Origin of the sequence: Sinimarinibacterium arenosum, from assembly GCF_005047655.1 — a bacterium.
In the GTDB taxonomy this organism is placed as follows: Bacteria; Pseudomonadota; Gammaproteobacteria; order Nevskiales; family Nevskiaceae; genus Solimonas.
Window position 1 is genome coordinate 139,921 of record NZ_SUKF01000007.1, and the last position, 23,316, is coordinate 163,236.

27 protein-coding genes are annotated in these 23,316 nt (G+C 64.4%); 16 read left to right on the forward strand and 11 right to left on the reverse strand.

Annotation, left to right across the window (positions count from 1 at the left end; all coding sequences use genetic code 11):
- Positions 1-41: 41 nt before the first annotated feature.
- From E4T66_RS14915 to E4T66_RS14930, 4 genes are all read left to right on the forward strand, one after another.
- The gene (locus E4T66_RS14915) at positions 42-635 is read left to right on the forward strand and encodes a hypothetical protein (protein WP_136849856.1); all 594 of its coding nucleotides are present in this window, start codon (positions 42-44) and stop codon (positions 633-635) included.
- 121 nt (positions 636-756) lie between these two features.
- The gene (locus E4T66_RS14920; RefSeq protein WP_136849857.1) at positions 757-1,059 is read left to right on the forward strand and encodes a zinc ribbon domain-containing protein; all 303 of its coding nucleotides are present in this window, start codon (positions 757-759) and stop codon (positions 1,057-1,059) included.
- Between the two features lie 172 nt (positions 1,060-1,231).
- Positions 1,232-1,693, forward strand: coding sequence for a hypothetical protein (locus E4T66_RS14925; RefSeq protein ID WP_136849858.1), 462 nt, complete (start codon positions 1,232-1,234; stop codon positions 1,691-1,693).
- Between the two features lie 31 nt (positions 1,694-1,724).
- Positions 1,725-2,276: a YdeI/OmpD-associated family protein gene (locus E4T66_RS14930; protein WP_136849859.1), complete on the forward strand. Its 552-nt coding sequence runs from the start codon at positions 1,725-1,727 to the stop codon at positions 2,274-2,276.
- A 142-nt stretch (positions 2,277-2,418) separates the two neighbouring features.
- Here E4T66_RS14930 and E4T66_RS14935 read toward each other — a convergent pair whose 3' ends face one another.
- Positions 2,419-2,883: a helix-turn-helix domain-containing protein gene (locus tag E4T66_RS14935; protein WP_136849860.1), complete on the reverse strand. Its 465-nt coding sequence runs from the start codon at positions 2,881-2,883 to the stop codon at positions 2,419-2,421.
- Between the two features lie 75 nt (positions 2,884-2,958).
- On the opposite strand from E4T66_RS14935, the gene E4T66_RS14940 reads away from it, so the two are divergent.
- Both E4T66_RS14940 and E4T66_RS14945 read left to right on the forward strand, forming a co-directional pair.
- A complete protein-coding gene (locus tag E4T66_RS14940; protein ID WP_136849861.1) occupies positions 2,959-3,459 on the forward strand; it encodes a DUF2938 domain-containing protein in 501 nt (166 codons plus the stop codon).
- A gap of 68 nt (positions 3,460-3,527) precedes the next feature.
- Positions 3,528-3,752 carry a DUF2798 domain-containing protein gene (locus E4T66_RS14945; RefSeq protein WP_169577647.1) on the forward strand — a complete coding sequence of 75 codons (225 nt, stop codon included), beginning with the start codon at positions 3,528-3,530 and terminating at the stop codon, positions 3,750-3,752.
- A gap of 10 nt (positions 3,753-3,762) precedes the next feature.
- Here the strand turns inward: E4T66_RS14945 and E4T66_RS14950 are convergent, their stop codons facing one another.
- Positions 3,763-3,978: a hypothetical protein gene (locus E4T66_RS14950; protein WP_136849862.1), complete on the reverse strand. Its 216-nt coding sequence runs from the start codon at positions 3,976-3,978 to the stop codon at positions 3,763-3,765.
- A 197-nt stretch (positions 3,979-4,175) separates the two neighbouring features.
- On the opposite strand from E4T66_RS14950, the gene E4T66_RS14955 reads away from it, so the two are divergent.
- Positions 4,176-4,718, forward strand: a complete 543-nt coding sequence (locus E4T66_RS14955) for a DUF1697 domain-containing protein (protein ID WP_136849863.1) — start codon at positions 4,176-4,178, stop codon at positions 4,716-4,718.
- A gap of 86 nt (positions 4,719-4,804) precedes the next feature.
- On the opposite strand, the gene E4T66_RS14960 is transcribed toward E4T66_RS14955, so the two are convergent.
- Positions 4,805-5,641 carry an AraC family transcriptional regulator gene (locus tag E4T66_RS14960; RefSeq protein ID WP_136849864.1) on the reverse strand — a complete coding sequence of 279 codons (837 nt, stop codon included), beginning with the start codon at positions 5,639-5,641 and terminating at the stop codon, positions 4,805-4,807.
- Positions 5,642-5,746: 105 nt separating this feature from the next.
- Between E4T66_RS14960 and E4T66_RS14965 the strand changes: the two genes are divergently transcribed.
- Positions 5,747-6,292 carry a carboxymuconolactone decarboxylase family protein gene (locus tag E4T66_RS14965; RefSeq protein ID WP_136849865.1) on the forward strand — a complete coding sequence of 182 codons (546 nt, stop codon included), beginning with the start codon at positions 5,747-5,749 and terminating at the stop codon, positions 6,290-6,292.
- Between the two features lie 37 nt (positions 6,293-6,329).
- Positions 6,330-6,818 (forward strand): YHS domain-containing (seleno)protein, encoded by a 489-nt coding sequence (locus tag E4T66_RS14970; RefSeq protein WP_211242949.1) that lies wholly within the window; start codon positions 6,330-6,332, stop codon positions 6,816-6,818.
- A 115-nt stretch (positions 6,819-6,933) separates the two neighbouring features.
- Here the strand turns inward: E4T66_RS14970 and E4T66_RS14975 are convergent, their stop codons facing one another.
- Positions 6,934-7,641: a winged helix-turn-helix transcriptional regulator gene (locus E4T66_RS14975; RefSeq protein WP_136849866.1), complete on the reverse strand. Its 708-nt coding sequence runs from the start codon at positions 7,639-7,641 to the stop codon at positions 6,934-6,936.
- A 156-nt stretch (positions 7,642-7,797) separates the two neighbouring features.
- Between E4T66_RS14975 and E4T66_RS14980 the strand changes: the two genes are divergently transcribed.
- Complete coding sequence (locus E4T66_RS14980; protein WP_136849867.1) at positions 7,798-8,184, forward strand: cupin domain-containing protein; 387 nt, start codon at positions 7,798-7,800, stop codon at positions 8,182-8,184.
- A 156-nt stretch (positions 8,185-8,340) separates the two neighbouring features.
- On the opposite strand, the gene E4T66_RS14985 is transcribed toward E4T66_RS14980, so the two are convergent.
- From E4T66_RS14985 to E4T66_RS15000, 4 genes are read right to left on the reverse strand one after another with little or no spacing between them, the layout of a single operon-like run.
- Positions 8,341-9,072: an ABC transporter ATP-binding protein gene (locus E4T66_RS14985; RefSeq protein ID WP_136849868.1), complete on the reverse strand. Its 732-nt coding sequence runs from the start codon at positions 9,070-9,072 to the stop codon at positions 8,341-8,343.
- Position 9,073: 1 nt separating this feature from the next.
- Positions 9,074-10,279 (reverse strand): ABC transporter permease, encoded by a 1,206-nt coding sequence (locus tag E4T66_RS14990; protein WP_136849869.1) that lies wholly within the window; start codon positions 10,277-10,279, stop codon positions 9,074-9,076.
- Positions 10,276-11,427 (reverse strand): efflux RND transporter periplasmic adaptor subunit, encoded by a 1,152-nt coding sequence (locus E4T66_RS14995; RefSeq protein ID WP_136849870.1) that lies wholly within the window; start codon positions 11,425-11,427, stop codon positions 10,276-10,278. Before E4T66_RS14995 ends, E4T66_RS14990 begins: the two co-directional genes overlap by 4 nt.
- Complete coding sequence (locus E4T66_RS15000) at positions 11,424-12,032, reverse strand: TetR/AcrR family transcriptional regulator (RefSeq protein WP_136849871.1); 609 nt, start codon at positions 12,030-12,032, stop codon at positions 11,424-11,426. The genes E4T66_RS14995 and E4T66_RS15000 overlap by 4 nt, the downstream gene beginning before the upstream one ends.
- A gap of 286 nt (positions 12,033-12,318) precedes the next feature.
- On the opposite strand from E4T66_RS15000, the gene E4T66_RS15005 reads away from it, so the two are divergent.
- Positions 12,319-13,605: an O-acetylhomoserine aminocarboxypropyltransferase/cysteine synthase family protein gene (locus E4T66_RS15005; RefSeq protein WP_136849872.1), complete on the forward strand. Its 1,287-nt coding sequence runs from the start codon at positions 12,319-12,321 to the stop codon at positions 13,603-13,605.
- Here the strand turns inward: E4T66_RS15005 and E4T66_RS21600 are convergent.
- On the reverse strand, positions 13,584-13,847 hold the full coding sequence (locus E4T66_RS21600) for a hypothetical protein (protein WP_211242950.1): 264 nt from the start codon (positions 13,845-13,847) through the stop codon (positions 13,584-13,586). The genes E4T66_RS15005 and E4T66_RS21600 overlap by 22 nt on opposite strands.
- On the opposite strand from E4T66_RS21600, the gene E4T66_RS15010 reads away from it, so the two are divergent.
- The 3 genes from E4T66_RS15010 to E4T66_RS15020 all read left to right on the forward strand — a co-directional run bounded on the left by E4T66_RS15010 (position 13,842) and on the right by E4T66_RS15020 (position 19,608).
- A complete protein-coding gene (locus tag E4T66_RS15010; protein ID WP_136849873.1) occupies positions 13,842-14,621 on the forward strand; it encodes a hypothetical protein in 780 nt (259 codons plus the stop codon). The genes E4T66_RS21600 and E4T66_RS15010 overlap by 6 nt on opposite strands.
- Positions 14,618-17,179 carry a hypothetical protein gene (locus E4T66_RS15015; RefSeq protein WP_136849874.1) on the forward strand — a complete coding sequence of 854 codons (2,562 nt, stop codon included), beginning with the start codon at positions 14,618-14,620 and terminating at the stop codon, positions 17,177-17,179. The genes E4T66_RS15010 and E4T66_RS15015 overlap by 4 nt, the downstream gene beginning before the upstream one ends.
- 161 nt (positions 17,180-17,340) lie before the next feature.
- Positions 17,341-19,608, forward strand: coding sequence for a DUF6351 family protein (locus E4T66_RS15020; RefSeq protein ID WP_211242951.1), 2,268 nt, complete (start codon positions 17,341-17,343; stop codon positions 19,606-19,608).
- Between the two features lie 65 nt (positions 19,609-19,673).
- On the opposite strand, the gene E4T66_RS15025 is transcribed toward E4T66_RS15020, so the two are convergent.
- Both E4T66_RS15025 and E4T66_RS15030 read right to left on the reverse strand, forming a co-directional pair.
- Positions 19,674-20,081: a DUF6010 family protein gene (locus E4T66_RS15025; protein ID WP_136849875.1), complete on the reverse strand. Its 408-nt coding sequence runs from the start codon at positions 20,079-20,081 to the stop codon at positions 19,674-19,676.
- A gap of 49 nt (positions 20,082-20,130) precedes the next feature.
- The gene (locus tag E4T66_RS15030; protein WP_136849876.1) at positions 20,131-20,820 is read right to left on the reverse strand and encodes a VIT1/CCC1 transporter family protein; all 690 of its coding nucleotides are present in this window, start codon (positions 20,818-20,820) and stop codon (positions 20,131-20,133) included.
- Between the two features lie 240 nt (positions 20,821-21,060).
- On the opposite strand from E4T66_RS15030, the gene E4T66_RS15035 reads away from it, so the two are divergent.
- Positions 21,061-21,357, forward strand: coding sequence for a CsbD family protein (locus E4T66_RS15035; RefSeq protein ID WP_136849877.1), 297 nt, complete (start codon positions 21,061-21,063; stop codon positions 21,355-21,357).
- A gap of 313 nt (positions 21,358-21,670) precedes the next feature.
- The gene (locus tag E4T66_RS15040; RefSeq protein WP_136849878.1) at positions 21,671-23,314 is read left to right on the forward strand and encodes a bifunctional aminoglycoside phosphotransferase/ATP-binding protein; all 1,644 of its coding nucleotides are present in this window, start codon (positions 21,671-21,673) and stop codon (positions 23,312-23,314) included.
- The last annotated feature ends 2 nt before the right edge of the window (positions 23,315-23,316 follow it).

Genomic DNA, 23,316 nt, shown 5'->3' on the forward strand with positions numbered 1-23,316 from the left:
CCACGAGCCGCAAATCGCCGGCAACCCATACGGAGAACATCATGCAGATTCTCAGAACAGTCCTCGTCGCAGCTGTCGTCGTCCTGGGTTTCTCCCCACTTCCGGCACCTGCTCAGGACGCCAAGGCGGAGGACATTGAGGCAGCACGCTCCGAGATGCTTAAGAGATGGGGTGTTGACGGCCTCATCAAAGCGAGTGACGTCGAAGGCACGGCGACGGCGCTTCTTGCCCGTCCATTGGGGGAGCAGCCTGAAGACCAACTACGCGAGCTTGCGAAGCGAGCAAACGCGGCCGCCAACTTCGTGGGCTTCATCCTCGAAGAGTACGAGAGCTACTACCGCGAGAACTACCGATACGACTTCGTGAAAGAAAAGATCGCCCCGTTCCATGATGCGTACGCGACACTCTCCAATCGCCTCAAGTCGTATCGCAATCAGGCCTACTTCAATTTGGGCAAGAAGGCCGCCGATCGAGGCGACGAGATGACCGCCTTCTTCATGTTTCGCGACGCGTATCGCCTTAGCGGTTTCACCGAAGATGAAGGCGATCACAAGGGCATGAGGTACCAAGCTGAAATCGAGATGAAGAAACTCCTCGGTTTGGAAAGCATGGGCACGTTCACGTACTGGAAATGAGGGGACTTCTCCGACGCCGGGCGCAGCGAAAAAGGGGTCAGACCCCATTTTCCTCCCTGCGTGGAAATTTTTTGGCCGGCGTAGTCAAGGGCTTTGAGGTTGACAGGGGAAGGGGAAGCGTATGGATGTCATTTCAATTGTGTCACTGGTTCTGCTGTTTGCATCATGGGTATTCGTGATGATGGGCTGTGCGTCGGCCGCTTGGGGGAAGGGCTTCAATCAGGCGCAGTGGCTCGCTGCGGGCTTTCTGCTGGGGCCAATCGCATTGCTGGTGCTTATTGCGATGCCGCCCAACGCGGAGGTGCAGCGCGAACGTAAACTGGCTGCCGGCGTTGCCAAGGAATGCCCCACTTGCCTAGAGTTGGTGCGTCCGGCTGCGCGGCAGTGTCCGCACTGTGGATCTGATCTACCCCAAGCGCACTAGCTACTGCAGCTATTGAAATTCCGAGTTGGTCGCGAGTTAGGGCGAATTTGCGCAGCGTGATTCGCCAGCAAGACAATAGGGGACAGACCAGAAGAAATGGGGTCAGACCGCATTTATACGACTTCTCACTGTTGGAAAGACTGCGGACCCAATCTGATTGCGGTGGGATGCAGTGAAGCTCAAGAATCTTCTGATCAAACACTCGGTCCAGTCGGTACTCGCGGTGTCCGCATGGATGGCCCGTCAGGAGCGCCTGAATGCGATGACCGAAGCGTTCATGAACGCCTTGGCTCGCGCAACGATCCGGTCCAAGCGCATTCGTGAAGTCGACACACTTGAAGCGCTGGGCACGCAGTGGCAGCGCGGGTTTCCGTCCGCCAAGCAGGTGCCGATCACGGCCGTTACTGCGGATACGGTGTTTGCCGAGATTCATACGCCGTGTCCGCTGCGCGGCACGGGGGATGTCGGCGCGTGTTACCGGATGATGCAGTTTGATCGCGAGGTGGTGAAGAAAGCAGGCGGGCAGTTTGTGGTGCTGTCGTCTCAGGCCACGCCCGGCAACAACATTTGCCGAGTCGCGATGCGCAGACAGGGCGCTGATGTGAGCGATCTGATCACTGCGCATCAGCAATAGAATCGTCAGAGGCTTTCGGAACGGCATCGCAATGACGACGGCGGAAAGCAAATCTCGATTCAAGGCCAAGCTGCTGCGGCCACGACAGCCGGACGCAGCGGCGGACTGGGCTTTCGTTCTGCTGCCCAAGGCGGTGAGCGAGACGCTGCCGCGACGCGGGCGGACCAGCATCGACGCCCGAATGAATGGTCACCGCTTCATCGCCACGCTGGAGCCGGATGGACAGTTGAGCCATTGGCTGCGGGTCAGCCGCGAGCTTCAGGATGTAGCGGGCGCAACGGCGGGAGACGTCGTCACGCTGGAGATCGCCCCGGTCGACTCCGAGCCGGAGCCGGAGCTTCCGTCCGATTTCGAACAGGCGCTGGCCGCCGCGCCCGAGGCGCGCAGCGTCTGGGACGACACCACGACGATCGCGCGCGTGGACTGGATTCATTGGATCACCTCCGCCAAACAGGCCAAGACCCGGGCCAAGCGCATTCGGGATGCCTGCGACATGCTGGCTTCGGGGAAAAAGCGGGTGTGCTGTTTCGATCCGTCCGGCTTCTACAGCAAGGCGCTGCGCGCGCCGGAGGCGGCAGACTGATCTTGTTGCGAGGTCGCCTGGGGGCCATACACGGCGGCAGGTGATAGGCAGTTCACTGCCCGGTGCCGCTGATGCAATGAGGCTTGCGGCCTCAAGCCGTGGATCGATCGAGTTCCAAACGCCCTGGCGAGATGGGCACTGCTCAGCCTGACTTCCTGCGAGCACGCGAGGGTGTAGCGGTCAGCGTGCCGGATGTGTCCCCACGCGCGCCCAGCCGTCCTGTCGCTGCGGCGCGCATCAGGCGTTGGAACGTGGGGCATTCACTGTGATTCGGCGCCGGGCATGCCGCGGCGTGGCGCAGGCCGTTGCGCATGGCGACCAGGCGACGGATGGTCTGATCCAGTTCGTCGGCGCGGGATGCGAGCATGTTCCGGTCGATCTGCGGGCGGCCGTCGGTCGCGAACATCAGGCCGATCTCGTCCAGCGCGAATCCTGCTGCGCGACCTAGGGCGATGAGCGAAAGCCGGTCCAGCACGCTCTCTGGATACTGGCGGCGTAAACCGTGCCGACCGTGCGATGCGATCAGCCCTTTGTCTTCGTAGAACCGCAAGGTCGATGCGGGCACGCCGGACTGCTTGGCGACCTCGGCGATATCCAGATCACGCATGGGCTTGACCTCAAGTTGACTTGAAGTCGCAGAGTGCCGCTCCCGTTGCCAAACGGCAACTTCTGGAGCTGTGCGATGGATGCGCTGCAACTTTCCGCGACCGCCGTGTTGGTCGGCGTGCTCGCGACGGCCGTAATGGATGTGGGGTCGGTGCTGCTGAAACAACTGGTTGGCGTGCCGATGCCGAACTACGTAATGGTGGGGCGTTGGGTCGGCCACATGCCGGCTGGCCGGTTTCGCCATCGGGCGATCGCCGCGGCTGCGCCGGTGCGTGGCGAACGCTGGATCGGTTGGGCCGTTCACTACACGACGGGTGTGGTTTTCGCGGCGCTGCTGCTGCTGATCTGGGGTGACGCTTGGATTGCCAATCCCACATTCGCGCCCGCGTTGATTGTTGGGCTGGGGTCGGTTGCGGCTCCTTTTCTGTTGATGCAGCCGGCAATGGGCGCGGGCATCGCGGCCCGAAAAACACCTGATCCCGTCACCGCGCGTCGACGCAGCCTGATCAATCACAGCCTGTTCGGCCTCGGCCTGTACGTCTCTGGCTGGGCGGTACACCTGCTGTATGCGGCCTGAGACGTGAACCGCTTTCCCCTACGTGTCTTCAACCCGATGTGTTTTTCCAACCCCTGTGAGGTGCTGTCATGCGTATCCCCCAACGGTATTCCCCGATCGTCTTCGGCGCGGTGCTGTCCGCGATCATGGTGTGCATCGTCTCGGCTTTCGTTCTGGCGATCAGTCAGGGCATCGGGCCGAACTTCCTGCGGCATTGGCTGCGAAGCTGCGCAACGACATGGCCGGTGGCATTTCCGACCGTGACCCTGATCGCGCCATGGGTGCGTCGTTTCGTCGCGCGAGTGACGGTGTGACGAGGTTGCTTTAGAGATGCGTCGAAGTGCGGCCTGCTGGCGGCATCACTCCGGCAGGCCGCAGGCTCTCAGCCAGTGTGTCGAGCGACCAGTCCTGATCCGAGAAAAAGGGGGCAGAACCGTTTTCCTTTCCCGAGGCGCGCAGCGTGTGGGACGACACCACCAAGCTGCGCGCGCCGGAGGCGGCAAACTGATTCGCCTGCTGGGTTCGTGCGCTTGTCAGCATGGCTTTCGCCCGGTTTGCGTGGCGGCATTCACCGCCGCTGCGAGCGCGAGGCCGTCGCGTTCAACGGTGATATCGTTGGCGGCGCAGTCTTTCCGCTGCCGCCCGTTGCTCGGTGCGTCACGTTGATAGGGACTGCGTTCTCCAACCCTGCGGTCGGCTTTTTCTGAAACGCATGACGGCATGTCGAGCTCAGCACTATGAAAACCTTTGTGGCACTTCTGCGGGGCATCAACGTCGGCGGCCGAAATATGCTGCCGATGAGCGAGCTGTCGGAGATCCTTCACGACCTTGGATGTCGTGACGTCAAGACCTACATCCAGAGCGGCAATGCCGTCTTCCGGTGTGACAAGGCGTCAGGCCGGATCGCGGCGGATATCGCTGCCGCTATCGGGAAACGTCGGGGGTTCGAGCCGCACGTGCTGGTGTTGGACAAATCCCGGTTTGCCGATGCGATCAAACTGAATCCCTTTGGGCCGCAAGCACCCGACGCAAAAGCGCTCCATCTCGGATTTCTCGATGCGGTGCCTGCGACACCCGACCTTAAGGGTCTTGAGGCGCTCAAGGCGTCAACGGAGCAGTTTTCGCTGGTGGGGCAGGTGTTCTACCTGCTGGCCCCTGAGGGTGTCGGGCGCAGCAAACTGGCCGCACGGAGCGAAAAGTTGTTGGGATGTCCCATGACGGACCGCAACTGGAAAACGGTCACCACGCTTATGTCGATGCTTGAGGCGCTGCCCGAATAGCGCGCGTCCGTTCGCGCGCTCCGACGCCTGCCGCGTGGCTCGAACTGAGCGCTGCTTTGCGCCTCGATGCGGTTGGGTGGCACCACTCACGCTGTCGGACCGCATTCCTTCAGCCACTGCTTCGGTGAACTTCCGACGATCTGTTTGAACGCACGCAGGAAGCCGGCCTGACTTCCGTAGCCTACCCGTTCACCCACCAGCTTGAGCGGTGTGCCTCGGCGCAGCAGCGCCTGCGCGGTGGTGATGCGCCAGCGCGCGAGGTAGTCGCCCGGCGTCTGCCCGACTTCACGACGGAACACTTCGGCGAAGTGGCTGCGGGACATTGCCGCGTGCTGCGCGAGCGTGTCGAGCGACCAGTCCTGATCGGGATGCGTGTGTATGGCGTTGAGCGCCTTGCTCAGCTGCGGATGTGCGAGCGCGCGCAGGAAGCCGATGTCATTGGTGCCGCGGGCGACGGTGGTGCGCAGCAGCTGGATCAGCACCAGCTCGAACAACCGGTTCAGCACTTCACTGCGCGCGGGGCGCTGGGCGAAGGCTTCGCCGAACAGCAGATCGAGCAGCGCGCGGGCGTCGTCGAGTTCATCGAGGCGGCACTGGAAGTGTTCCGGCAAGGCCAGCGCGATCGGATTGAACGCCTGGTGATCGAAGGCGACGGAGGCGCAGGCGAGGTCGGCGCCGCTGTCCGGATCGGTCTCGATCCAGTGCGTGAGCGGGCGTGAGTAGAACAGCAGCGTCGGCTGCGACAGCGTTTCCACCAGGCCGTGCTTGTCGCGCAGACGCAGGCTGCCGGCGTTGAGCAGGTGCAGGAAGCCGGTGTTGCTGGCCTCGTCGAATTTTGCCTGGCCGCACAGCGTGCCGGTGTAGAACACGCGGGCGCGGGCACTGAAGTGGGTGAGCAGCGGGGACAGGGGGTCGTCGGTCATTTCGGACGATCCGCAAGCAAATGCGGATGAATGTTGAACTGGAGTCCGATAGTAGGGCCTAGCATCACTTCCGCCAACCCACACTCCCAACCCCGGAGGTTTCAGATGACCTACATCACCCCCCTCGATCCTCAGGCCGCCGACGCGACCACCGCCGCCACGCTGAACGCGGTGAAAGCCGCCATCGGCATGGTGCCGAATCTGTACGCCACGCTGGCTAAGGCGCCGGCCGCGCTCAATGGTCTGCTGCAGATCAATCAGGCGATCGGCGGCGGCGCTCTGACCGCGAAGGAACGCGAGATCGTCGCGCTCGCTACGTCGCAGGCCAACGGCTGCGGCTACTGCCTCAGCGCGCACACGCTGCTCGGCAAGAACGCGGGCCTGTCACTTGCACAGACCTACACCGCGCGAGCGGGCCGTGGATCGACGCCGCGCGAAGCGGCCATCGCGGCCTGTGCGAAGGCGGTGGTCGATGCGCGCGGTCATGTGCCGGTCGACGTGCTCGATGGCTTCAAGGCGGACGGCCTCAGCGAAGCCGATCTGCTGGAGATCATTGTCAACGTCGCCGCGACCACGCTGACCAACTACGTCAACAACGTTGCACGCACGCAGATCGACTTTCCCACCGTGGACGTGGCGCTTGCCGCCTGATTCACCAACCACTTTCCCGATTTTCTGGAGAACTCCCATGCGTCATCACAACATTCTGGCTTCGATCGTTCTGGCGGCTTCGGCCATCGCTGCGCCGCTGTCGGTGCAGGCAGCGGATGAACACAATGTATCGCTCGGCTATTCGGCGGCCGGTGCTCCGCTGGCGGTCCACGGCTACGACCCGGTGTCCTACTTCACCGACGGCAAGCCCATGCGCGGCAGCGACGAGTTAACGGTAGTACACGATGGTGCGGCGTATCGCTTCGCCAGCGCCGAGCACCGTGATCTGTTCAAGGCCAACCCGGCGCGCTACGCCCCGCAGTTCGGCGGCTACTGCGCCTACGGGGTTTCGGTCGGCAAGAAGTTCGACGGCGATCCGATGCTGTGGACGATCCGCGACGAGCGTCTTTACCTGAACCTGAATCCCGAGATTGTTGCCGCGTTCAACAAGGACGTGCCCGGCAACATCAAGAAGGCCGAAGGCAAGTGGCAGAAGATCGAGCACAGCGCCGTCAAGGATCTTTGAGTCACGATTCAAGCGGCAGCAGTCGAGCGGTGACGGCGCGCAGGCCGTGACCGGAAAGCCCCTCTGAGTCAGAGGGGCTTTTTGCTGTGTATAGCGGGGTAACTGCCGACGTGCTTCAGGCCGCGATGGGATTCGTTAGCAGCGACGCGGCGCCGGCGCGGGCGATCGAGCTGCCGACAAACCACCGGGAGAAGACACGGGTGAGGGCTTCCGAGCCCAGGACCCGCAGTGCGCCGGAGTCCAGCGCGGATTGCAGGCTGGTATGGCACACCCAGACTTCGGTCAGCACCCGCAGCGGAGACTGGACCAGGATGTCCACCTCGTGGCCGGGATCTTCCAGGCACAGGTCCACCGCGCCGTCGTCGCAGACCAGCCACCACTGGCGCATGCCTTCGGGTGCGTCATGGAGTTCGACCGTCACCACGATGCGGCCTTCCGGCATGCAGCTGCCGTCGACGCCACGGCGGATGTCCCACATCAACAGTCCGGCGTCGAGATCGCCGTCCTGCAGTCGCGATCCGACCCAGCGGTGACCCCAGATGCCCAGCGCTTCGATCAGCGGCGCCAGCTCCAGACCGGATTGCGTCAGTGCGTAGGCCTGCTGTCCGCCCCGTTCGGGATGCTTGGTGACGACGCCGTATTCGACCAGCTGACGCAGACGGCGCGCGAGCAGCGTCGGCGACATGCGAGGCAGGCCTCGGCGCAGCTCGTTGAAATGGCGACCGCCGGCGACCAGTTCGCGGATGACGATCAGCGTCCAGCGTTCGCACAGGAGTTCGGTCGCCTTGGCGACCGGGCAGAACTGACTGTATCCATGATTCATCTTGCGGTATCCCGTAGTGGGTGGGTGAATCAATGAGTGGTCATTCAGCGATACAGATTATGGACTAGCTATCAGGCAGGCATCCTGCGACCGTGGTCCGCGCAACGGCGCTGAAGCGGCGCGCGTTGGAAAACAATCACACGAGGAGAGATGACCATGCGGATTGCACGCGATGACATTCCCGCCAAGATCAACATTCCCGGCGCGGTTGCACGGCAGAAGGTCGATTTTGGCGACGCGACCGGGCTAAGCACCATGGGCGGCGAGTACTTCTCGCTCGCAGCCGGTACCGATATCGCGCCGCTGCTGAAGGGCCTGCACGACGACGCCTGCCATGCGCCGCACTGGGGCTACATGATCAGCGGCGAACTGGTGGTGACCTACACCAACGGCACGGTCGACACCTGCCATGCGAAAGACCTGTTCTACTGGCCGCCCGGGCACAGCGTGCGCGTGGTGCAGGACGCCGAAGTGATTCTGTTCAGCCCGCAGCACGAACACACCGCAGTCATGGATCACATGCTGAAGGCATTGGCAGGCTGATCCGGACTAAGCCATTGCGGGCCTGGAAATGAAGCGCCCGGCGAATCTGCTGCCTGCCGCTGGTGAGATGGCGGCTATTGCGGCTGGCAGCGGCGCGCGCTTCGAGCGATGCGTGCGTTTATTGCAGAAGGCGCAGCTTCTATCGGCCTGCTGCGCTCAGGGGAAGGCGGCACCAACAACTCCCGGCAGCTTCCCTTCCCCGGGTTCCTCATGGGTGACGCCGTCGCGGATGTGATAGATGCGCTTGAAGGTCGGAATGATCTTCTCGTCGTGTGTGACGACGATGATGGCCGTCTCGTACTTCCGCGCCATCTCATTGAGGATCTGGACGACGGCCATGGCCCGCTGGGAATCCAGCGGCGCGGTCGGCTCATCGGCCAGGATGACCGGGGGGTGGTTGACCAGGCCGCGCGCGATCGCGACGCGTTGCTGCTCTCCACCGGAGAGTTGCGCGGGCATGGCCTGCTTGCGGTGCTGAACGTCGAGCGCGGTCAGCAGTTCAACCGCGCGTTCGCGCGCTGCCGCGTTCGGCACTCCGGCAAGCATGGGCAACAGCGCCACGTTATCGGTGACATCGAGAAACGGGATCAGATAGGGTGCCTGGAATACGAAGCCGATCTTGTCGCGACGCAGGGCGCGCAGATCGCGTACTTTCCAGCCGTCGTCGTAGATCACCTCGTCGCCGAGGGTCATGCGCCCGCCGGTGGGGTCGATCACGGCGCCCAGGCATTTGAGCAGCGTGCTCTTGCCCGAGCCTGATGGCCCGATCAGACCCACGACCTCGCCGGGGGCGACGTACATGTCCACGCCCTTGAGGGCGTCGACGGCGGTGTCGCCGGAGCCATAGCGTTTCCTCAAGCCTTCGATACGGATGCCATTGCCTGCCATGTCAGCCTCCGATCGCCTCGGCCGGGTCGACCTTGAGCGCCACGCGGATCGCGATGACGCTGGCCAGTGCGCAGATCACCAGCACGGCGAAGAATCCGGCCACCGAGTCCTGCGGCATCAGCAACACATATTTGGGAAAGAACGGGGCGGCAAAGGTTGCGGTGATCTTGCCGACCGCGAATCCGATGACGCCCAGCGCGAGCGCCTGCTGCATGATCATCGCCGCGATGGTGCGATTGCGCGTGCCGATGAGCTTGAGCACTGCAATCTCGCGGATCTTGTCCATGGTCAGTGTGTAGATGATGAAGGCGACGATGGCGGCACTGACGACCGCCAGAATGACCAGGAACATGCCGATCTGTTTCGACGAGGTGGCAATCAGCTTGCCGACGAGGATCGCCTCCATCTGCGCCCGTGTGTGAACGGTCAGGCGCTTCCAGCGCCGGATGGAATCGGCCACATCCTGTGCGACGGCCCCGGGCGCGAGGCGGACGAGCACCGCATTGACCGACGTGCTGCTGGCTTGCGACGCATTGACTGCGTCGAGCACTTCGGATGCGCCGGGTCGATTGAATGCAGGATTGCCTTCAGTGCGGCGCCGGTTCTGCCAGATGGCATCGTTGTCCTTGAGGAACTGGGCCTCCTGAGCGTCCTTGAGCGGGATGAACACCATTGGATCGCCGCTGGAGGACACCATTCGGCGGGTCAGGCCGACCACCGTGTAGTGGCTGCGGCGAATGGTCAGCACATCGCCCAAGCTGAATCCGGTGGAAACGTCGGCTACCGCTTCGTAGTGCCCCCGTGTGATTTGCCGCCCGGCGACCAGGTAAGGCGGCCACCCGGGAGCGCCCCAGGATTCTCCCGGCACGATGCCGACCACCATCGCGCGAACGTCGCGGTCGGCGCTGCGGACCTGCATCGTCAGGTAGGTGACATTTGCCGCCTGCGCCACACCCGGCATGGCGAGAAGGACGCGGTACACGTCATCGGCGACGCTTGAAGATTCTGCGTACGGCCCCAGCGTGTCCTGCTGGACGACCCAGAGGTCGGCACCACTGTTATCGAGCAGCGCTTTGCCATCGTCAACCATGCCCCGGTAGACCCCGGCCATGACCAGCGTCACGCCGATGAGCAGGCCGAGGCCGACGCCGGTGAAGACGAACTTCCCCCAGCTTTGGAGAATGTCCCGACCGGCGAGGCTGATCATTCCGGTACGCCTGGAATGTGCCCGACCACGCGAATCCGGCTGGAGGAATGGAGCGTTTTTTCGCTGTATTGCACAATCCGGTCGCCCGGCGTCAGCCCCTCCAGCACCTGTACATGGCCATCAAGGTCGGCGCGTCCCAATTTGATGTCAACGAAGCGGGGCGCGCCATCCACGATCTGCCAGACGCCGATCTTGTTGCCCTGCCGCTGGATGGCGGCGTTGGGAATGACCGGCATGGCGGGCAGTGCCGGCAGATCGATGGTGACTTCCGCCAGCTCGCCGAGCGGTGGTGGCTGCGCGGGCACCTGATCGAAGATTACCTTGGCCAGCGTTTCCTCCGTCACGGCATCCGCCTTGGGCTCGACTCGCAGGACGCGGCCAGCAAATGCCTCGCCGACGCGCGAACGCAGCTGGATGCTCGCGGCTAGATCCTTGGCCAGTCCTGATGCGCTGATCTGGTCAAATCGAACATTGACCCAGATGCTGGGCGTGTCAATCAGTTCGACGACCGCCTGACCCGCAACGACGGTGGTGCCGGGATCTGCATCGCGCGAGGTGACGATACCGTCGGCCGGAGCGACGAGCTGCAGATTGCCTCGCTGTGCGCGCAGCGCATCGAGATCGGACTGGGTGCGTGTCAGATCCTCCCGCGCAGCGAGCAGCACGGCGTCTGCAATCGCCAGCTCCTGCCGCTTGGTGACCACGGTTTCCTCGCTGATCATCTGCGCCGCAGACATCAGTTCGTAGCGTCGAGCCTGGCTTGTGGCATAGGTCTGCCGGGCGGCGGCTTCCCGCACTACCGCGTCGGCACGCTTGACCGCCGCCTGCTGTGCGCGCAGCCGGTCATCGAGATCCACTGGATCCATCTCGCCGAGTAGCTGGCCAGCATGCACCCGGTCGCCCACCTGGACATCCAGCCGCTCGACGCGGCCGGCGAAAGTGGGGCCAATCTTGTAGGTGTAGCGCGCTTCGATCGTGCCGATGCCGAACAGCGCGGGACGCAGTGCCTGCGACTCCACTTCGATTTCGGTCACGGCGACCGGGGCCAACGGACCCGAGCGCACGGCGACATAGCCCAACAGCGCCAGCAGCATCGCCATGAACGCGAAGAGCGTCAGGGTGCGCCGCTGCATGACTGGCATCTTCATGGTCTGCTCCCGATTGCGCGCCGGTACAGCACAAAAACGCCCGGCGCCTCATTGCGGATTCGCCGGACATCGCCGGCCAGCATCGATTGCATGACCAGCCCCTGGATCGTGCCGACAAACAACGTGGCCGCTGCTGCTGTGTCGATCGACGACGATAGCTCGCCCGATGCTTTTCCTGCATCGATCAAATGCTGCAGGCGCTCGCCATAGCGTCGGATGAGCAATTGCGCCATGCGCTTGGGCGCGCTCATCTTGGCCCGCTGCAGTTCGCCGAACATCACGCGAGGGACGCCAGGATGTTCGGCCACGAAATCCACATGCGTCATGAAGATCGCCTCAAGCGCAAGCAAAGGCGAGCTCGCCGCGGCCGCGGCCTGGTCCACGCGTGCGAGCAGACGCTCGGCCACCCAGCCCATGACGGCTTCGAGAATCGCTTCCTTGGTCGGGAAGTGCTTGAACAGCGCGCCCTGGGTGACGCCCATCTGCTGCGCAATTGCGGTTGTCGTGATCTCGCTGGGGTTGTGCTGCGCCGCCAGTTGCACCACGGCCCTGACCGTCGCGGCCCGGCGCTCGTCGGCTGACAGGTGCTTGCTATGAACGGGCATGGTTCCACCAGAAGAAAGTGATTGATTACTATCTTATGGAAAAATTCCGGGATGTCAATCTGGAGCGCTGAGTCTTCAGGTCGATGGCGATTCGCTGGTGTGGACGACCCGCGATAATTGTCCCGACCTGAATTTGAATCCGGACATTGTCGCGCCGGATTCCTGTCCATCGCGGGCGACCAGAGACCCCCGGTGTTCGCGCGTTCGACGACGGAACTTTCACTGACAGGCAGCGGCTGCGGCTGCGGCTAAACTCGCCGTCCCACCCACAAACCCCAGAGCGAAAATGACAGACAAGAACTGGCGCTTTGAAACCACCGCCGTGCATGCCGGCTACAGCCCGGATCCGGTGACCCGCGCGGTCGCGGTGCCGATCTATCAGACCGTGGCGTATGCCTTCGACAACACGCAGCATGGCGCGGACCTGTTCGATCTGAAGGTGTCGGGCAACATCTACTCGCGCATCATGAATCCGACCAATGACGTGCTTGAACAGCGCGTCGCCGCGCTTGAAGGCGGCATCGGCGCGCTGGCGCTGGCGTCGGGGCAGGCCGCGGTGACCTACGCGATCCAGACCATCACCGGTGCGGGCGACAACATTGTTTCGTCCAGCACTTTGTACGGTGGCACCTACAACCTGTTCGCACACACCTTGCCGCAGTACGGTATCGAGGTTCGTTTTGCCGATCCGCGCGAGCCGGGTTCGTTCGAGAAGCTGATCGACGACCGCACCAAGGCGGTGTTCGCCGAGTCCATCGGCAATCCGCTGGGCAACATCACCGACATCGCCGCGATTGCCAAGGTCGCGCATGCCGTCGGTGTGCCGGTGATCATTGACAACACCGTCGCGACGCCGTACCTGCTGCGTCCGTTCGAGCACGGTGCGGACATCGTGATCCACTCGTTGACCAAGTACATGGGCGGACACGGCACCAGCCTGGGCGGTGTCATCGTCGACTCCGGCAAGTTCCCCTGGGCTGAGCACAAGGCACGCTTCCCGCGTCTGAACACGCCGGACCCGAGCTATCACGGTGTGGTCTATACCGAGGCGCTGGGCGCGGCGGCGTACATCGGCCGGGCGCGCGTGGTGCCGTTGCGCAACATGGGCGCGGCGCTGTCGCCGTTCAATGCGTTCCAGATCCTGCAGGGCATCGAGACGTTGGCACTGCGCATGGACCGCATCTGCGACAACACGCTGAAGATCGCGCAGCGTCTGCAGCAGCATCCTAAAGTGTTGTGGGTGAACTATGCGGGTCTCGAAAACCATGAGCAGAACGCGCTCGCCAAGCAGTACATGGGCGGACGTGCCTCGGGCATTCTGACGTTCGGGCTGCAGGGCGGTCGCGAAGCCGGTGCGCGCTTCCAGGATGCGTTGCAGCTGTTCACGCGTCTGGTGAACATCGGCGACGCCAAGTCGCTGGCGACGCATCCGGCGTCGACCACGCATCGCCAGCTGTCGCCGGAAGAACTGGCCAAGGCCGGCGTGTCGGAAGACACGGTGCGTCTGTCGATCGGTATCGAGCACATCGACGATCTGATCGCCGATCTGGATCAGGCGCTGGCAGCCGCCTGATTGCCCGTTGCTGAGGTACGCACAGCCGGCTCCGCGACGGGGCCGGCTGTGTTGCGATGGCCCCTCAAAAACCGGACACACGCGCCGGTGTTCGCGGCGGAAAAACCGGTCAGCTTCGGTTCAGTCTGCGGCAAGTTCCGCGGCGTAAGCTGCGCCGTTGCATTGACGGCGGTTGGCGTGGTGCCGCGCCGCCGCCGCTGCTCTAGACTGATCAAGGTCGTTTCGAGGAATTCGTTGTGCATCGTCTGATGGTTCTGGCGGCGGTTTTCTGTGCGGGTTGCGCCAGCTATGCCGCGCCGGGCGGGCCCGCGCCCATGGCGGCGCTGGTTGCGGTCGAGAATGCCGATGGGGCGCCGCTGCCGCCGACCGTGAACCGTCCGGTCAGCGTGAATCTGGTGCGGGTGCAGGCGGCGGACTATGCCGCGCTGTCGGCGGATCGGGTGGCGACCGGCGCTTTCAGCGTGGTGATGCCGACCGAGCGTGCGGCGCGGCCCTTGAAGACGGTGGCGCGCTGGCCGCTGGTGGAGAAGGTCGAGACCTTGCGTCCGGCGTTGCTGCCGGAGCGCCTGAATACGCTGGACGATCTGCGGCTGGCCGCGGCGAAGAATCTGGCGGATCTGCTGATCGTCTATACGGTTGATACGCGCTTTGAACTCGACGGGCGTGCGGTGGAGCCGCTGGCGGACCTGCCGACTGGCAAGGCGCCGGACGGCAATGCCGCCATCACGTCCGCGGCATCGGTGGTGCTGATCGATGTGCGCACCGGTTTTCGATACGGCAGCACGCAGGCGAGTGCGCGCACTGACGATCTGTCCGGGGCGTGGCTGACCGGCACTTCACTCGACCGGAAACGTCTGGACACCGAGCAGCTGGCGATCGATGCGCTGCTGTCGGACGCGGAGAAAATCTGGCGCGGTGTGGTGGCTTACGACGTGTCCGGCGGCGCTGCCCCGGACCTCGGCGACGACACGCCTGCCGCCGTGGATGCTCTGGATTCCGCTCGGGGTGGCGCATGAACCTTCGACGCTGCCTGTTGCTGATTGCATTGCTGCTGAGCACAAACGCGCGTGCCGGCGGACCGGCGCCGTTCGATCTGACGGGCCCCGTGCTCGACATGGTAGTCACGCGCGGCACGATGATTCTGCCGGCGTCGGAGGTGCCGCACCTGGCCGTGGGCGACCGCATCTGGATCAAGCCGGAATTTCCGGAGACGCAGTCGGCGCACTATCTGATGGTCGCGGTGTTTCTCAGTGGTCCGACCAATCCGCCTCCGGAGAACTGGTTCTTTGCGTGCAAGACCTGGAAAGGCCCTTGCGCCAGCGAGGGTCTTACGGTCACGGTGCCGAAGGGCGCGCAGCAGGCGCTGGTGTTTCTGGCGCCTGAAACCAGCGGTGACTTCAAAGGCATCATGAACGCGGTACGCGGCAAGCCGGGCGCGTTCGTGCGGGCGACGCAGGATCTGAATCAGGCACAGCTCGATCGCTCGCGTCTGGAACGGTATCTGGCGGCGGTGCACCACTTCGAGCGCGGTGATCCCGCAGCGCTGAAGCAGGCGGCACCGCTGCTGGCGCGCAGTCTGGCGATCAAGGTGGACGAGCGCTGTCTGGACCGGATTCCGCAGTTGCAGGCGGCGTGCCTGACCGAGAACCAGGACGCGTTGATTCTCAACGACGGCCACAGCATGTCGATCGCGCAGACGCTGACGTCAGGCCCGGTGGCGGACCTGGTGATGGCGGCCAGTGCGACGCCGGAGCTGGGTTACGGCGTCTACAGCCCGTATATCGCTTCGGTGCTGGACATCGTGCGCATCTTCGATTCGTTTGGCACGGCGCTGTACCAGTACATTCCGGCGCTGACCTCGTTCCGCGACGACAAGCTGGCGTTGACGCTGAACACGCCGCCGTCGTTCCGTGATCCGAAATCGGTGCTGGTGGTGGGGCTGCCGGCGATCGAAGCACCGCATCCGCCGCCGCTGCGTGCGGTCAATCCGGCGGACATCTACTGCGCCAATCGCGACGAGCTGGTATTGCCGGTGGAAGGCGCGCCGCTGGCGTTTTCAACCCGCTACGCCCACGACCTGACGCTGAACCTGAGTGGTGACAACGGCAAGACCGTGCGCCTGCCGGCACTGGCCGACGCCACCCGCGGCGGCTACGTGGTGCGCACGACCGGGCTGAAGTCGGCGGGTCTGGGCGACACCCTGACCGGCGTGCTGCAGGGCTACTGGGGTTTCGATCTGTATCAGGGCCCGCGCTTCCAGCTCAAGAACGCGCGGGCGACGAACTGGGCGCTGGGCGACGACGACACCGACGCGCTGGTGGTCGGACGCCCCGACACGATTCATCTGCGAGCGGACAGCGTCAGCTGCGTGGACGAGATCATGCTGCGCGACGCCACCGGCAAGGAATTGAAGGTGGACTGGAAGGTGTCGCGGCCGGGCGAGGTCGAGGTGACCCTGCCGTTGCAGCATGCCGAGCCCGGTGCGATGACGGTGCTGGTCGGACAGTCCGGGGTCAGCGAGCCGCATTCGATTCCGATCCGTGTGTTTGCCAGCGCATCGCATCTCGATGGCTTTGCGATTCACGCGGGCGATAGCGAGGGCCAGCTCCGCGGCAGCCGGCTCGATCAGGTGGCGAGCCTCAGCGTCGGCGATATCCAGTTTGTCCCCGGAACACTGGCGACGCAGGGTCCCGGCGATGTACTGACGATGGTCGCGCAGAACGCTGATGCGGTTGCGAGTCTGGTGGCGGGCAGCACGCTGACAGCGCGGGCGCAGTTGAGCGACGGGCGCAGCATGGACGTGGCCGTCACCGTGGAGCCGCCGCGTCCGAGCGTGACTCTGATCGGTCGCAGCATCATCCGGCCACAGAACCAGGATGGGGGTGCCAGCACGATCAAGCTCGGCGACGCGGATCAGCTGCCGCAGAACGCGCGCCTGGTGTTCTCGATCCGCGCTCAGGCGCCGGCCCTGTATCAGCGCGCTGAAGTGATCGACATTGCCGCGAGTGACGAGGCGTTCTCGACCACCTTGAGCATCGCCAACGGCGGCGTGCGTCTGGAAAACAAGAGTGTGGCACTGGTGACGCTGGAGCCGGCCAAGGCCTTCGGTTTTTCGGCGTTCGGCCCGTTGAAGTTTCGCGCGCGGATCGGGGACGTTGCCGGAGACTGGCAACCGCTGGCGACGCTGGTGCGCTTGCCGCAACTCAATGCGCTGGAGTGTCCGCAGGACACCGAGCGTGCCTGCAAGCTTTCCGGCAGCGATCTGTTCCTGATCGACGCCGTGTCCGGCAATGCCGGCTTCGATCCCGCGGTGCGGGTTTCGGACGGCTTCCCCGGTGCCAGTCTGCCGGTGCCGCATCCGCAGGCCGGTACGTTCTACATCCGCTTGCGCGACGATCCTGATGTGATCAATCCGGTGAGCATGAGCGTGCAGGTCCTGCCGCCGGCGCCGGATGAAATCCCCGCGGTGCCGGCGTCATCCGGCGACGCCGCGCAGAACGCGGTACAGGCTCCGATGTCCTCGGTGCCGGCTGCGCCTGCTACGTCGGCACCGGACGCTGCGACCACCCCTTAGTTCGCATTCGCGCGTCGGTTCGCGTCTGGTCTCCGAGGATGGCCTGAACGGCAGGCGCGGCGCACGTTTTCGCCTGCAGATTCAATTTTCCGTCTTGCGGTGTGGGCCTGTGTCCCGAACAATTGTCTCCAGCCGGAAGATATCCGGCGTGGAGGAAGGACATGAAAACAAAAATGGCCGCAGCCCTGGTGGCTGCGTCAGTGGCTATTGGATTGAGTGCGTGCGGGAGTTCTGCGCCTTCGCATTCGGGCACTCCGGGAGGCGGCAGCAACGGCGGCGCAGTGCAGCTCAAGGTGCTGTCCAATCGTTCTGACCTGATCAGTGGCGACGACGCGCTGGCCGAGGTGGTTCTCCCCGCTGGCGCCAATGCCTCTGCGGTGAGCGTCAAGCTCAACGGGCAGGATGTGACGTCGAGTTTTGCCATGAGCGCCGATGGCCGTTTTCTCGGCCTGGTCACCGGCATGGTGATTGGCAGCAATCAGCTCACCGCTTCGTTGTCCGGCGGGACTGATAGCAGCGCGACGATCATCAACCATCCGAACGGCGGGCCGATTTTCTCAGGGCCGCAGGTCCAGCCCTGGGTCTGCCAGGACGGCGCGGTTGATGCGCAGTGCAATCAGCCGGCCGAGTACACCTATCTGTACAAGTCGACCAATCCGCTGATGATTGGCCTGCAGCCTTACGATCCGGCGTCGCCGCCGTCCGATGTGGCGACGACGACAACCGACGATGGCCAGACCCTGCCTTTCATCGTGCGGCAGGAGCGCGGCTACCAGGCACGCGACGAGTACAAGATCCTGACCCTGTTTCAACCGGATCAGAGCTGGAATGCCGTGGCCCCGCAGCCGCAGTGGAATCACAAGCTGCTGATCACCCATGGCGGCAGCTGCGGCGTCGATCATTCGGTGGGTGGTGCGCCGCTGGACGATTACTCAGGCACGATCCCGGCGAACCCGCTGCTGGAGCAGAGCTACATCGTCGCGCTGGGCCGCGGCTTTGCGGTGATGTCGACCGCGCTGGACAACCTCGGGCACAACTGCAATCTGGTCACGGCGGCCGAGTCGCTGATGATGGCAAAGGAACGCCTGATCGAGCAGTACGGCACGCTGCGCTACACGATCGGCACCGGCTGCTCCGGCGGATCGATCACGCAGCAGCATGTGGCGAATGCCTACCCCGGCATTTACCAGGGCCTGCTGACAATGTGTGCGTATCCGGATGCGCTCACGACCGGTGCGCAGTTCGCCGATCTGCACATGATGCGTCTGTACTTCGAAGATCCGTCACGGTGGGCGCCGGGCGTGATCTGGACCGAGCAGCAGTACGCCGATGTCGAGGGCCATATCTCGCATGCCAATGCGGTCGCTGCGGATGAAGGATTCTTCAAGGGTGCGACCGATCCGACCAATGCCTGCTCGGGTGTCAGTGATGCGGAGCGCTACGATCCGGTCACCAATCCCGGCGGCGTGCGCTGCGGCATCCTGGACTACCTGATCAATGTGCTCGGCCCGCGTCCGCCGGAAGTCTGGGGTCCGCAGGAGCAGACCGTGGGGCATGGCTTTGGCGGCTTCTTCGCCGACAACACCGGCATCCAGTACGGGCTCAATGCGTTGCGTGCAGCCAAGATCACTCCTGCGCAGTTCGTCGATCTGAACGTGAAGATCGGGGGTCTCGATATCGACTTCCAGCCGACGGTAGAGCGGCTGATTGCCGACGAGCCGGCGCTGACCAATGCCTATCGCAGCGGCGGCGTGAATCGCACCGACAACCTGGATCGCGTTGCGATCATCAACTTCACCGGTCCGGATCCGGGCATCGCACACGATGTCGTTCACGCCTGGTGGACGCGCTGGCGGCTGGATCGTCAGCACGGCAACCACGACAACCACGTGATGTGGGGTGGGCCGACGCCGCTGATCGGTGACGTGAACTATGTCTACGACGGCCTGACCGCGATGGACCACTGGTTGTCGGCCGTGGAGGCAGACACCAGCTCGACGCCGCTGCCGCAGAAGATCGTCGCCAACAAGCCGGCCGATGTGCATGACCAGTGCAGCAACGGTGCCGGTGTGAAGCTGCTGGATGAGGTGTGTCCGGAACTGATCCAGTTCCGCTTCGAGACGCCGCGCGTCGTCGCCGGCGACGTCAAGGAAGCCGACACGATGAAGTGCGTGCTCAAGCCGCTGAACCGTGACGACGACTACGGCCTGATTCCGTTCACCGATGCCGAGTGGGCGCAGCTGCAGGCGGTGTTTGCAGGCGGTGTCTGCGACTACACCCAGCCCGCCGTTGATACGCAGGCGGCGATTCCGTGGCAGACCTATCAGGATGCCTCGGGCACGGTGATCTACGGGGGCACGCCGCTACCTGCGGTGCCGCAGAATTCCGGCGCAGGCTGGGTCAGTCCGGCGTTCCTCAGCGGCGGCTGATCCCGCTTTGATGGTTCCGACCGGCGGCACGCCCAGCGTGCCGCCGGTTTTTATTTGGGCTCGCGTCAGACCGCAGCGGTTGCCGGCGCCGCGCTGCGCGTCATTGCCATGCGGATGACCCAGGCGCCGAGCACGATATCGATCCCGGCGCAGAACGCCGGCCACCAGCTGGGCACGCCGCTGTTGGTGATGATGTGCGGGTGGACCCAGTCGAACACGCCGTGCAGCACGATGCCGATGCCGACCCACAGCAGGCGCGTATAGGCCCCGATCACGGCGACTGCGGTGAACAGGGAGGCTGCGATGATCTCTGCGACGATGCCTTCGCCGGCCATGAAGGCGAAGAACACGTAATAGGCCGCGATGAAGATCAGCACGGTCGGGTAATAGCTGCGGTCGCGGTCAAATGCGATGAGCCGCGCCGCCAGTGCCATGCTCACGCCTGAAACGATTCCGATGATCAACGGCAGCATGTGCGTTCCTCCGGCGTGGTGCGGCGTGGTGCGGCGTGGTTGGGTTGCGTCAGGCGGCGACGCCGAAGAGTGCGCCGACCCCTGCGGTGAGCGCCATCGCCAGCGCACCCCAGAACGTCACGCGGGATGCCGCCGATGCCACCGGCGCGCCACCGGCACGCGCGCCCAGTGCGCCCAGCAGTGCCAGGAACAGCAGCGAGCTGCTCGATACCGTCCACATCAGCAAAGCGCTCGGGATCACCGCCGTCACCAGCAGCGGCAGCGCGGCGCCGACGGCAAACGTACCGGCCGAAGCCAGCGCTGCCTGGACCGGGCGGGCGGTCAGAATCTCGGAGATGCCCAGTTCGTCGCGTGCGTGTGCGCCGAGCGCATCGTGCTGCATCAGCTGGGTGGCGACCTGCGACGCGAGTGCGGCATCGAGCCCGCGCGCCATGTAGATCTCGGTCAGCTCCTCGTGTTCGTGCACCGGATTGGCTTCCAGCTCCCTGCGCTCGCGATCCAGGTCGGCACGTTCGGTATCCGCCTGCGAGCTGACGGAGACGTATTCGCCTGCGGCCATCGACATCGCGCCGGCGACGAGTCCGGCGACGCCGGCCACGAGAACGCCCTGCGTGCTCGCGCCGGACGCGGCGACGCCCAGCACCAGGCTGGCGGTTGAAACGATGCCATCGTTGGCACCGAGAACAGCGGCGCGCAGCCAGCCGATCCGGTGCGTCTTGTGACGCTCGATATGTCGCATGGGGGAGTGCCTTCGGATTTGCCGCATATGGTACCGCTTGAGGCATGGCCTCAAGGCGAGGCCGGCAAATCCAAAGCGTGCGACCGGCGAAAGGCGCATAGTGGTTGCGAACGTGTACCGGACTCTGCACGTTGTCGTCACAGCCGCCCTCGTATTCGTGGCAGCGCACCGGCACTGGACACTCTCGTCGGGGCGCTTTGCAGCACTTTCGTTGTAGCCCGCCGGGCTAGAGGCCACACCATGTCGACACCAGAATCCCAAACCAGCGCGTCGCGTGCGCCGGTTGAGCGTCCGCGCACGCAGAACCAGATCCGCGCCAGCATGCTGACCGATCGCGCGGCCGGCAAAGCGCATTGGAAGACGCTGATCGCCGACGCCAAGCTGACCTGGCCGCAGATATCGACCGAAGAGCTGGCTACTGTTCATGGCGAGCGCAATCGGCTGGCCGGCATTGTGCAACTGCGCTGTCATCTCAGCCGCGAAGCGACCGATATCCAGGTGCGCGCGTTTCTCGACAAGCACGCTATCAAGGCGTGATGTGATTGCGGATTACGCCGTCGATGCGACGCAGGGCGTCGCGTCAACGGCGCAGGTCTGCCCGCAGGGTGGGCATAGGCTCTGATCGACTGCTCGCTGCGGATATGTGCTTCCAAATTGCGGTTGGAGCACGCCCGCATGAATAGCGTGCTGTGCGCCGGGATATCGACCGTGGCCGTCCGCTGCGGCGCTGTCGCGGTCGGGATTAGCCGGCTTCCACGGAATGCAGCGCGCTGCGCGCGCCTGATACGGATCAACGCCCCGCGCGCACAAATCCGGCACGATCGCGGTTCATCGTGCAGGGGCCGGACCGATGCCGCACCGACGGGAGAAAGCCAGGACTGTAGACGGCGCGGGTCATTCTGCATGGCCGGCAGCGCTGCTGAATGCGGCAGCGTACGCGCATCCGGTCGGCGAGGTGCAGTTGATCGAGACGCATATTTCCTGGGTGTTGCTGACCGGCGAGTGGGTCTACAAGATCAAGAAGCCGCTGGATCTCGGCTTTCTGAATTATTCGACGCTGGGCCTGCGCCGGCGCGCCTGCGAGGACGAATTGCGGCTGAACGCACGCTTTGCGCCGCAGCTGTATCACGCGGTGGTACCGATCACCGGCACGCCGCAGCAGCCATGCGTCAATGGCAGCGGCGAGGCTTTCGAGTACGCCGTGCAGATGCGCCAGTTCGACTCGGCGCAGCAGCTCGATCGCCAGCTTGAGGCTGGCACGCTGACGCTCAAGGACATGGACGTGCTCGGCGATGCGGTGGCGGCGATGCACCAGCAGGCACCGCCGGCGGATGCTGAGCTGCCTTACGGCTGGCCGGAGCAGGTGCAGGCGCCGATGCGTGACAACTTCGCGGTGCTGCGCGGCGTCGACGGTGATGCCGATCTGCAGGCCGACCTTGGCATGCTGGAGCAATGGAGCGAGGCGCAGTTCACCGCGCTGACGCCGTTGCTGCAGCAGCGACGCGAACAGGGCTGGGTGCGTGAGGTCCACGGCGACCTGCATCTGGCCAACCTGGCGCGGCTGCAAGAAGCCATCGTGCCATTCGACTGCATCGAGTTCAGCCCGGCGCTGCGCTGGAACGACGTCATCAGCGATCTGGCGTTCCTGACGATGGACCTGGGATTCCGCGGACGGACCGATCTGGCCTATCGCGTACTGAATCGTTATCTGGAGGCTACGGGCGACTACGCCGGCCTGCGCCTGCTGCGCTACTACGAGGTCTATCGCGCGTTGGTGCGGGCCAAGGTCGCCGCGCTGCGCAGCGCACAGCATGACGGGCCGCAGCGGCTGACGGACCGGGCGCAATGTGTGGCCTACGTGCATCTGGCCAAGGCGCTGGCGCAGTCGAAGGCCGCCGGGTGGGTCCTGATGCACGGCCTGTCCGGCAGCGGCAAGAGCTGGTTGAGCACGCGGCTGATGTCGATGCTGCCGGCTGTGCGCGTGCGCTCGGACGTCGAACGCAAGCGGTTGCACGGTCTGGCCGCCGCCGTGCGCACGGATTCCGCCATTGGGGGAGGAATCTACGATCCGGCGAGTTCGGTGCAGACCTACGCGAGGCTGATGCAGCTGGCACGATGGATCGTCGAGGCCGGCGAAATCGCGATCATCGATGCGGCGTTCCTGCGGGCGGCAGACCGCGCAGCGTTCTTCGACGCTGCCGCGACGCAAGCGCTGCCGTGTGTGCTGGTGACGCGACCCGCACCGGTGGAGGTACTGCGCGCACGGGTCGCCGCCCGCGTGGCGCGCGGTACCGGGGCATCGGAAGCAGATCTGGCCGTGCTTGAGCGCCAGTTGCTACAGGCCGAACCGCTGTCTGCGATGGAACACGCTGCTGCCGTCCACGTGCCGGCCGAACGCGGTGACGACGCGCTCGAACCACTGCGCCTGGAACTGATCCGGCACATAAGCTCCAACACCGATGCTTCGGTGTGTGGCCGCAGCCCCGTCGAGTGAGG

Excerpts from the sequence above, each read along its gene's own strand:
- E4T66_RS14915 (WP_136849856.1), top strand. The coding sequence starts at position 42 with ATGCAGATTCTCAGAACAGTCCTCGTCGCAGCTGTCGTCGTCCTGGGT.
- E4T66_RS14920 (WP_136849857.1), top strand. The coding sequence starts at position 757 with ATGGATGTCATTTCAATTGTGTCACTGGTTCTGCTGTTTGCATCATGG.
- E4T66_RS14930 (WP_136849859.1), top strand. The coding sequence starts at position 1,725 with ATGACGACGGCGGAAAGCAAATCTCGATTCAAGGCCAAGCTGCTGCGG.
- E4T66_RS14935 (WP_136849860.1), bottom strand. The coding sequence starts at position 2,883 with ATGCGTGATCTGGATATCGCCGAGGTCGCCAAGCAGTCCGGCGTGCCC.
- E4T66_RS14940 (WP_136849861.1), top strand. The coding sequence starts at position 2,959 with ATGGATGCGCTGCAACTTTCCGCGACCGCCGTGTTGGTCGGCGTGCTC.
- E4T66_RS14945 (WP_169577647.1), top strand. The coding sequence starts at position 3,528 with ATGCGTATCCCCCAACGGTATTCCCCGATCGTCTTCGGCGCGGTGCTG.
- E4T66_RS14950 (WP_136849862.1), bottom strand. The coding sequence starts at position 3,978 with ATGCTGACAAGCGCACGAACCCAGCAGGCGAATCAGTTTGCCGCCTCC.
- E4T66_RS14955 (WP_136849863.1), top strand. The coding sequence starts at position 4,176 with ATGAAAACCTTTGTGGCACTTCTGCGGGGCATCAACGTCGGCGGCCGA.
- E4T66_RS14960 (WP_136849864.1), bottom strand. The coding sequence starts at position 5,641 with ATGACCGACGACCCCCTGTCCCCGCTGCTCACCCACTTCAGTGCCCGC.
- E4T66_RS14965 (WP_136849865.1), top strand. The coding sequence starts at position 5,747 with ATGACCTACATCACCCCCCTCGATCCTCAGGCCGCCGACGCGACCACC.
- E4T66_RS14970 (WP_211242949.1), top strand. The coding sequence starts at position 6,330 with ATGCGTCATCACAACATTCTGGCTTCGATCGTTCTGGCGGCTTCGGCC.
- E4T66_RS14975 (WP_136849866.1), bottom strand. The coding sequence starts at position 7,641 with ATGAATCATGGATACAGTCAGTTCTGCCCGGTCGCCAAGGCGACCGAA.
- E4T66_RS14980 (WP_136849867.1), top strand. The coding sequence starts at position 7,798 with ATGCGGATTGCACGCGATGACATTCCCGCCAAGATCAACATTCCCGGC.
- E4T66_RS14985 (WP_136849868.1), bottom strand. The coding sequence starts at position 9,072 with ATGGCAGGCAATGGCATCCGTATCGAAGGCTTGAGGAAACGCTATGGC.
- E4T66_RS14990 (WP_136849869.1), bottom strand. The coding sequence starts at position 10,279 with ATGATCAGCCTCGCCGGTCGGGACATTCTCCAAAGCTGGGGGAAGTTC.
- E4T66_RS14995 (WP_136849870.1), bottom strand. The coding sequence starts at position 11,427 with ATGAAGATGCCAGTCATGCAGCGGCGCACCCTGACGCTCTTCGCGTTC.
- E4T66_RS15000 (WP_136849871.1), bottom strand. The coding sequence starts at position 12,032 with ATGCCCGTTCATAGCAAGCACCTGTCAGCCGACGAGCGCCGGGCCGCG.
- E4T66_RS15005 (WP_136849872.1), top strand. The coding sequence starts at position 12,319 with ATGACAGACAAGAACTGGCGCTTTGAAACCACCGCCGTGCATGCCGGC.
- E4T66_RS21600 (WP_211242950.1), bottom strand. The coding sequence starts at position 13,847 with ATGCACAACGAATTCCTCGAAACGACCTTGATCAGTCTAGAGCAGCGG.
- E4T66_RS15015 (WP_136849874.1), top strand. The coding sequence starts at position 14,618 with ATGAACCTTCGACGCTGCCTGTTGCTGATTGCATTGCTGCTGAGCACA.
- E4T66_RS15020 (WP_211242951.1), top strand. The coding sequence starts at position 17,341 with ATGAAAACAAAAATGGCCGCAGCCCTGGTGGCTGCGTCAGTGGCTATT.
- E4T66_RS15025 (WP_136849875.1), bottom strand. The coding sequence starts at position 20,081 with ATGCTGCCGTTGATCATCGGAATCGTTTCAGGCGTGAGCATGGCACTG.
- E4T66_RS15030 (WP_136849876.1), bottom strand. The coding sequence starts at position 20,820 with ATGCGACATATCGAGCGTCACAAGACGCACCGGATCGGCTGGCTGCGC.
- E4T66_RS15035 (WP_136849877.1), top strand. The coding sequence starts at position 21,061 with ATGTCGACACCAGAATCCCAAACCAGCGCGTCGCGTGCGCCGGTTGAG.
- E4T66_RS15040 (WP_136849878.1), top strand. The coding sequence starts at position 21,671 with ATGCCGCACCGACGGGAGAAAGCCAGGACTGTAGACGGCGCGGGTCAT.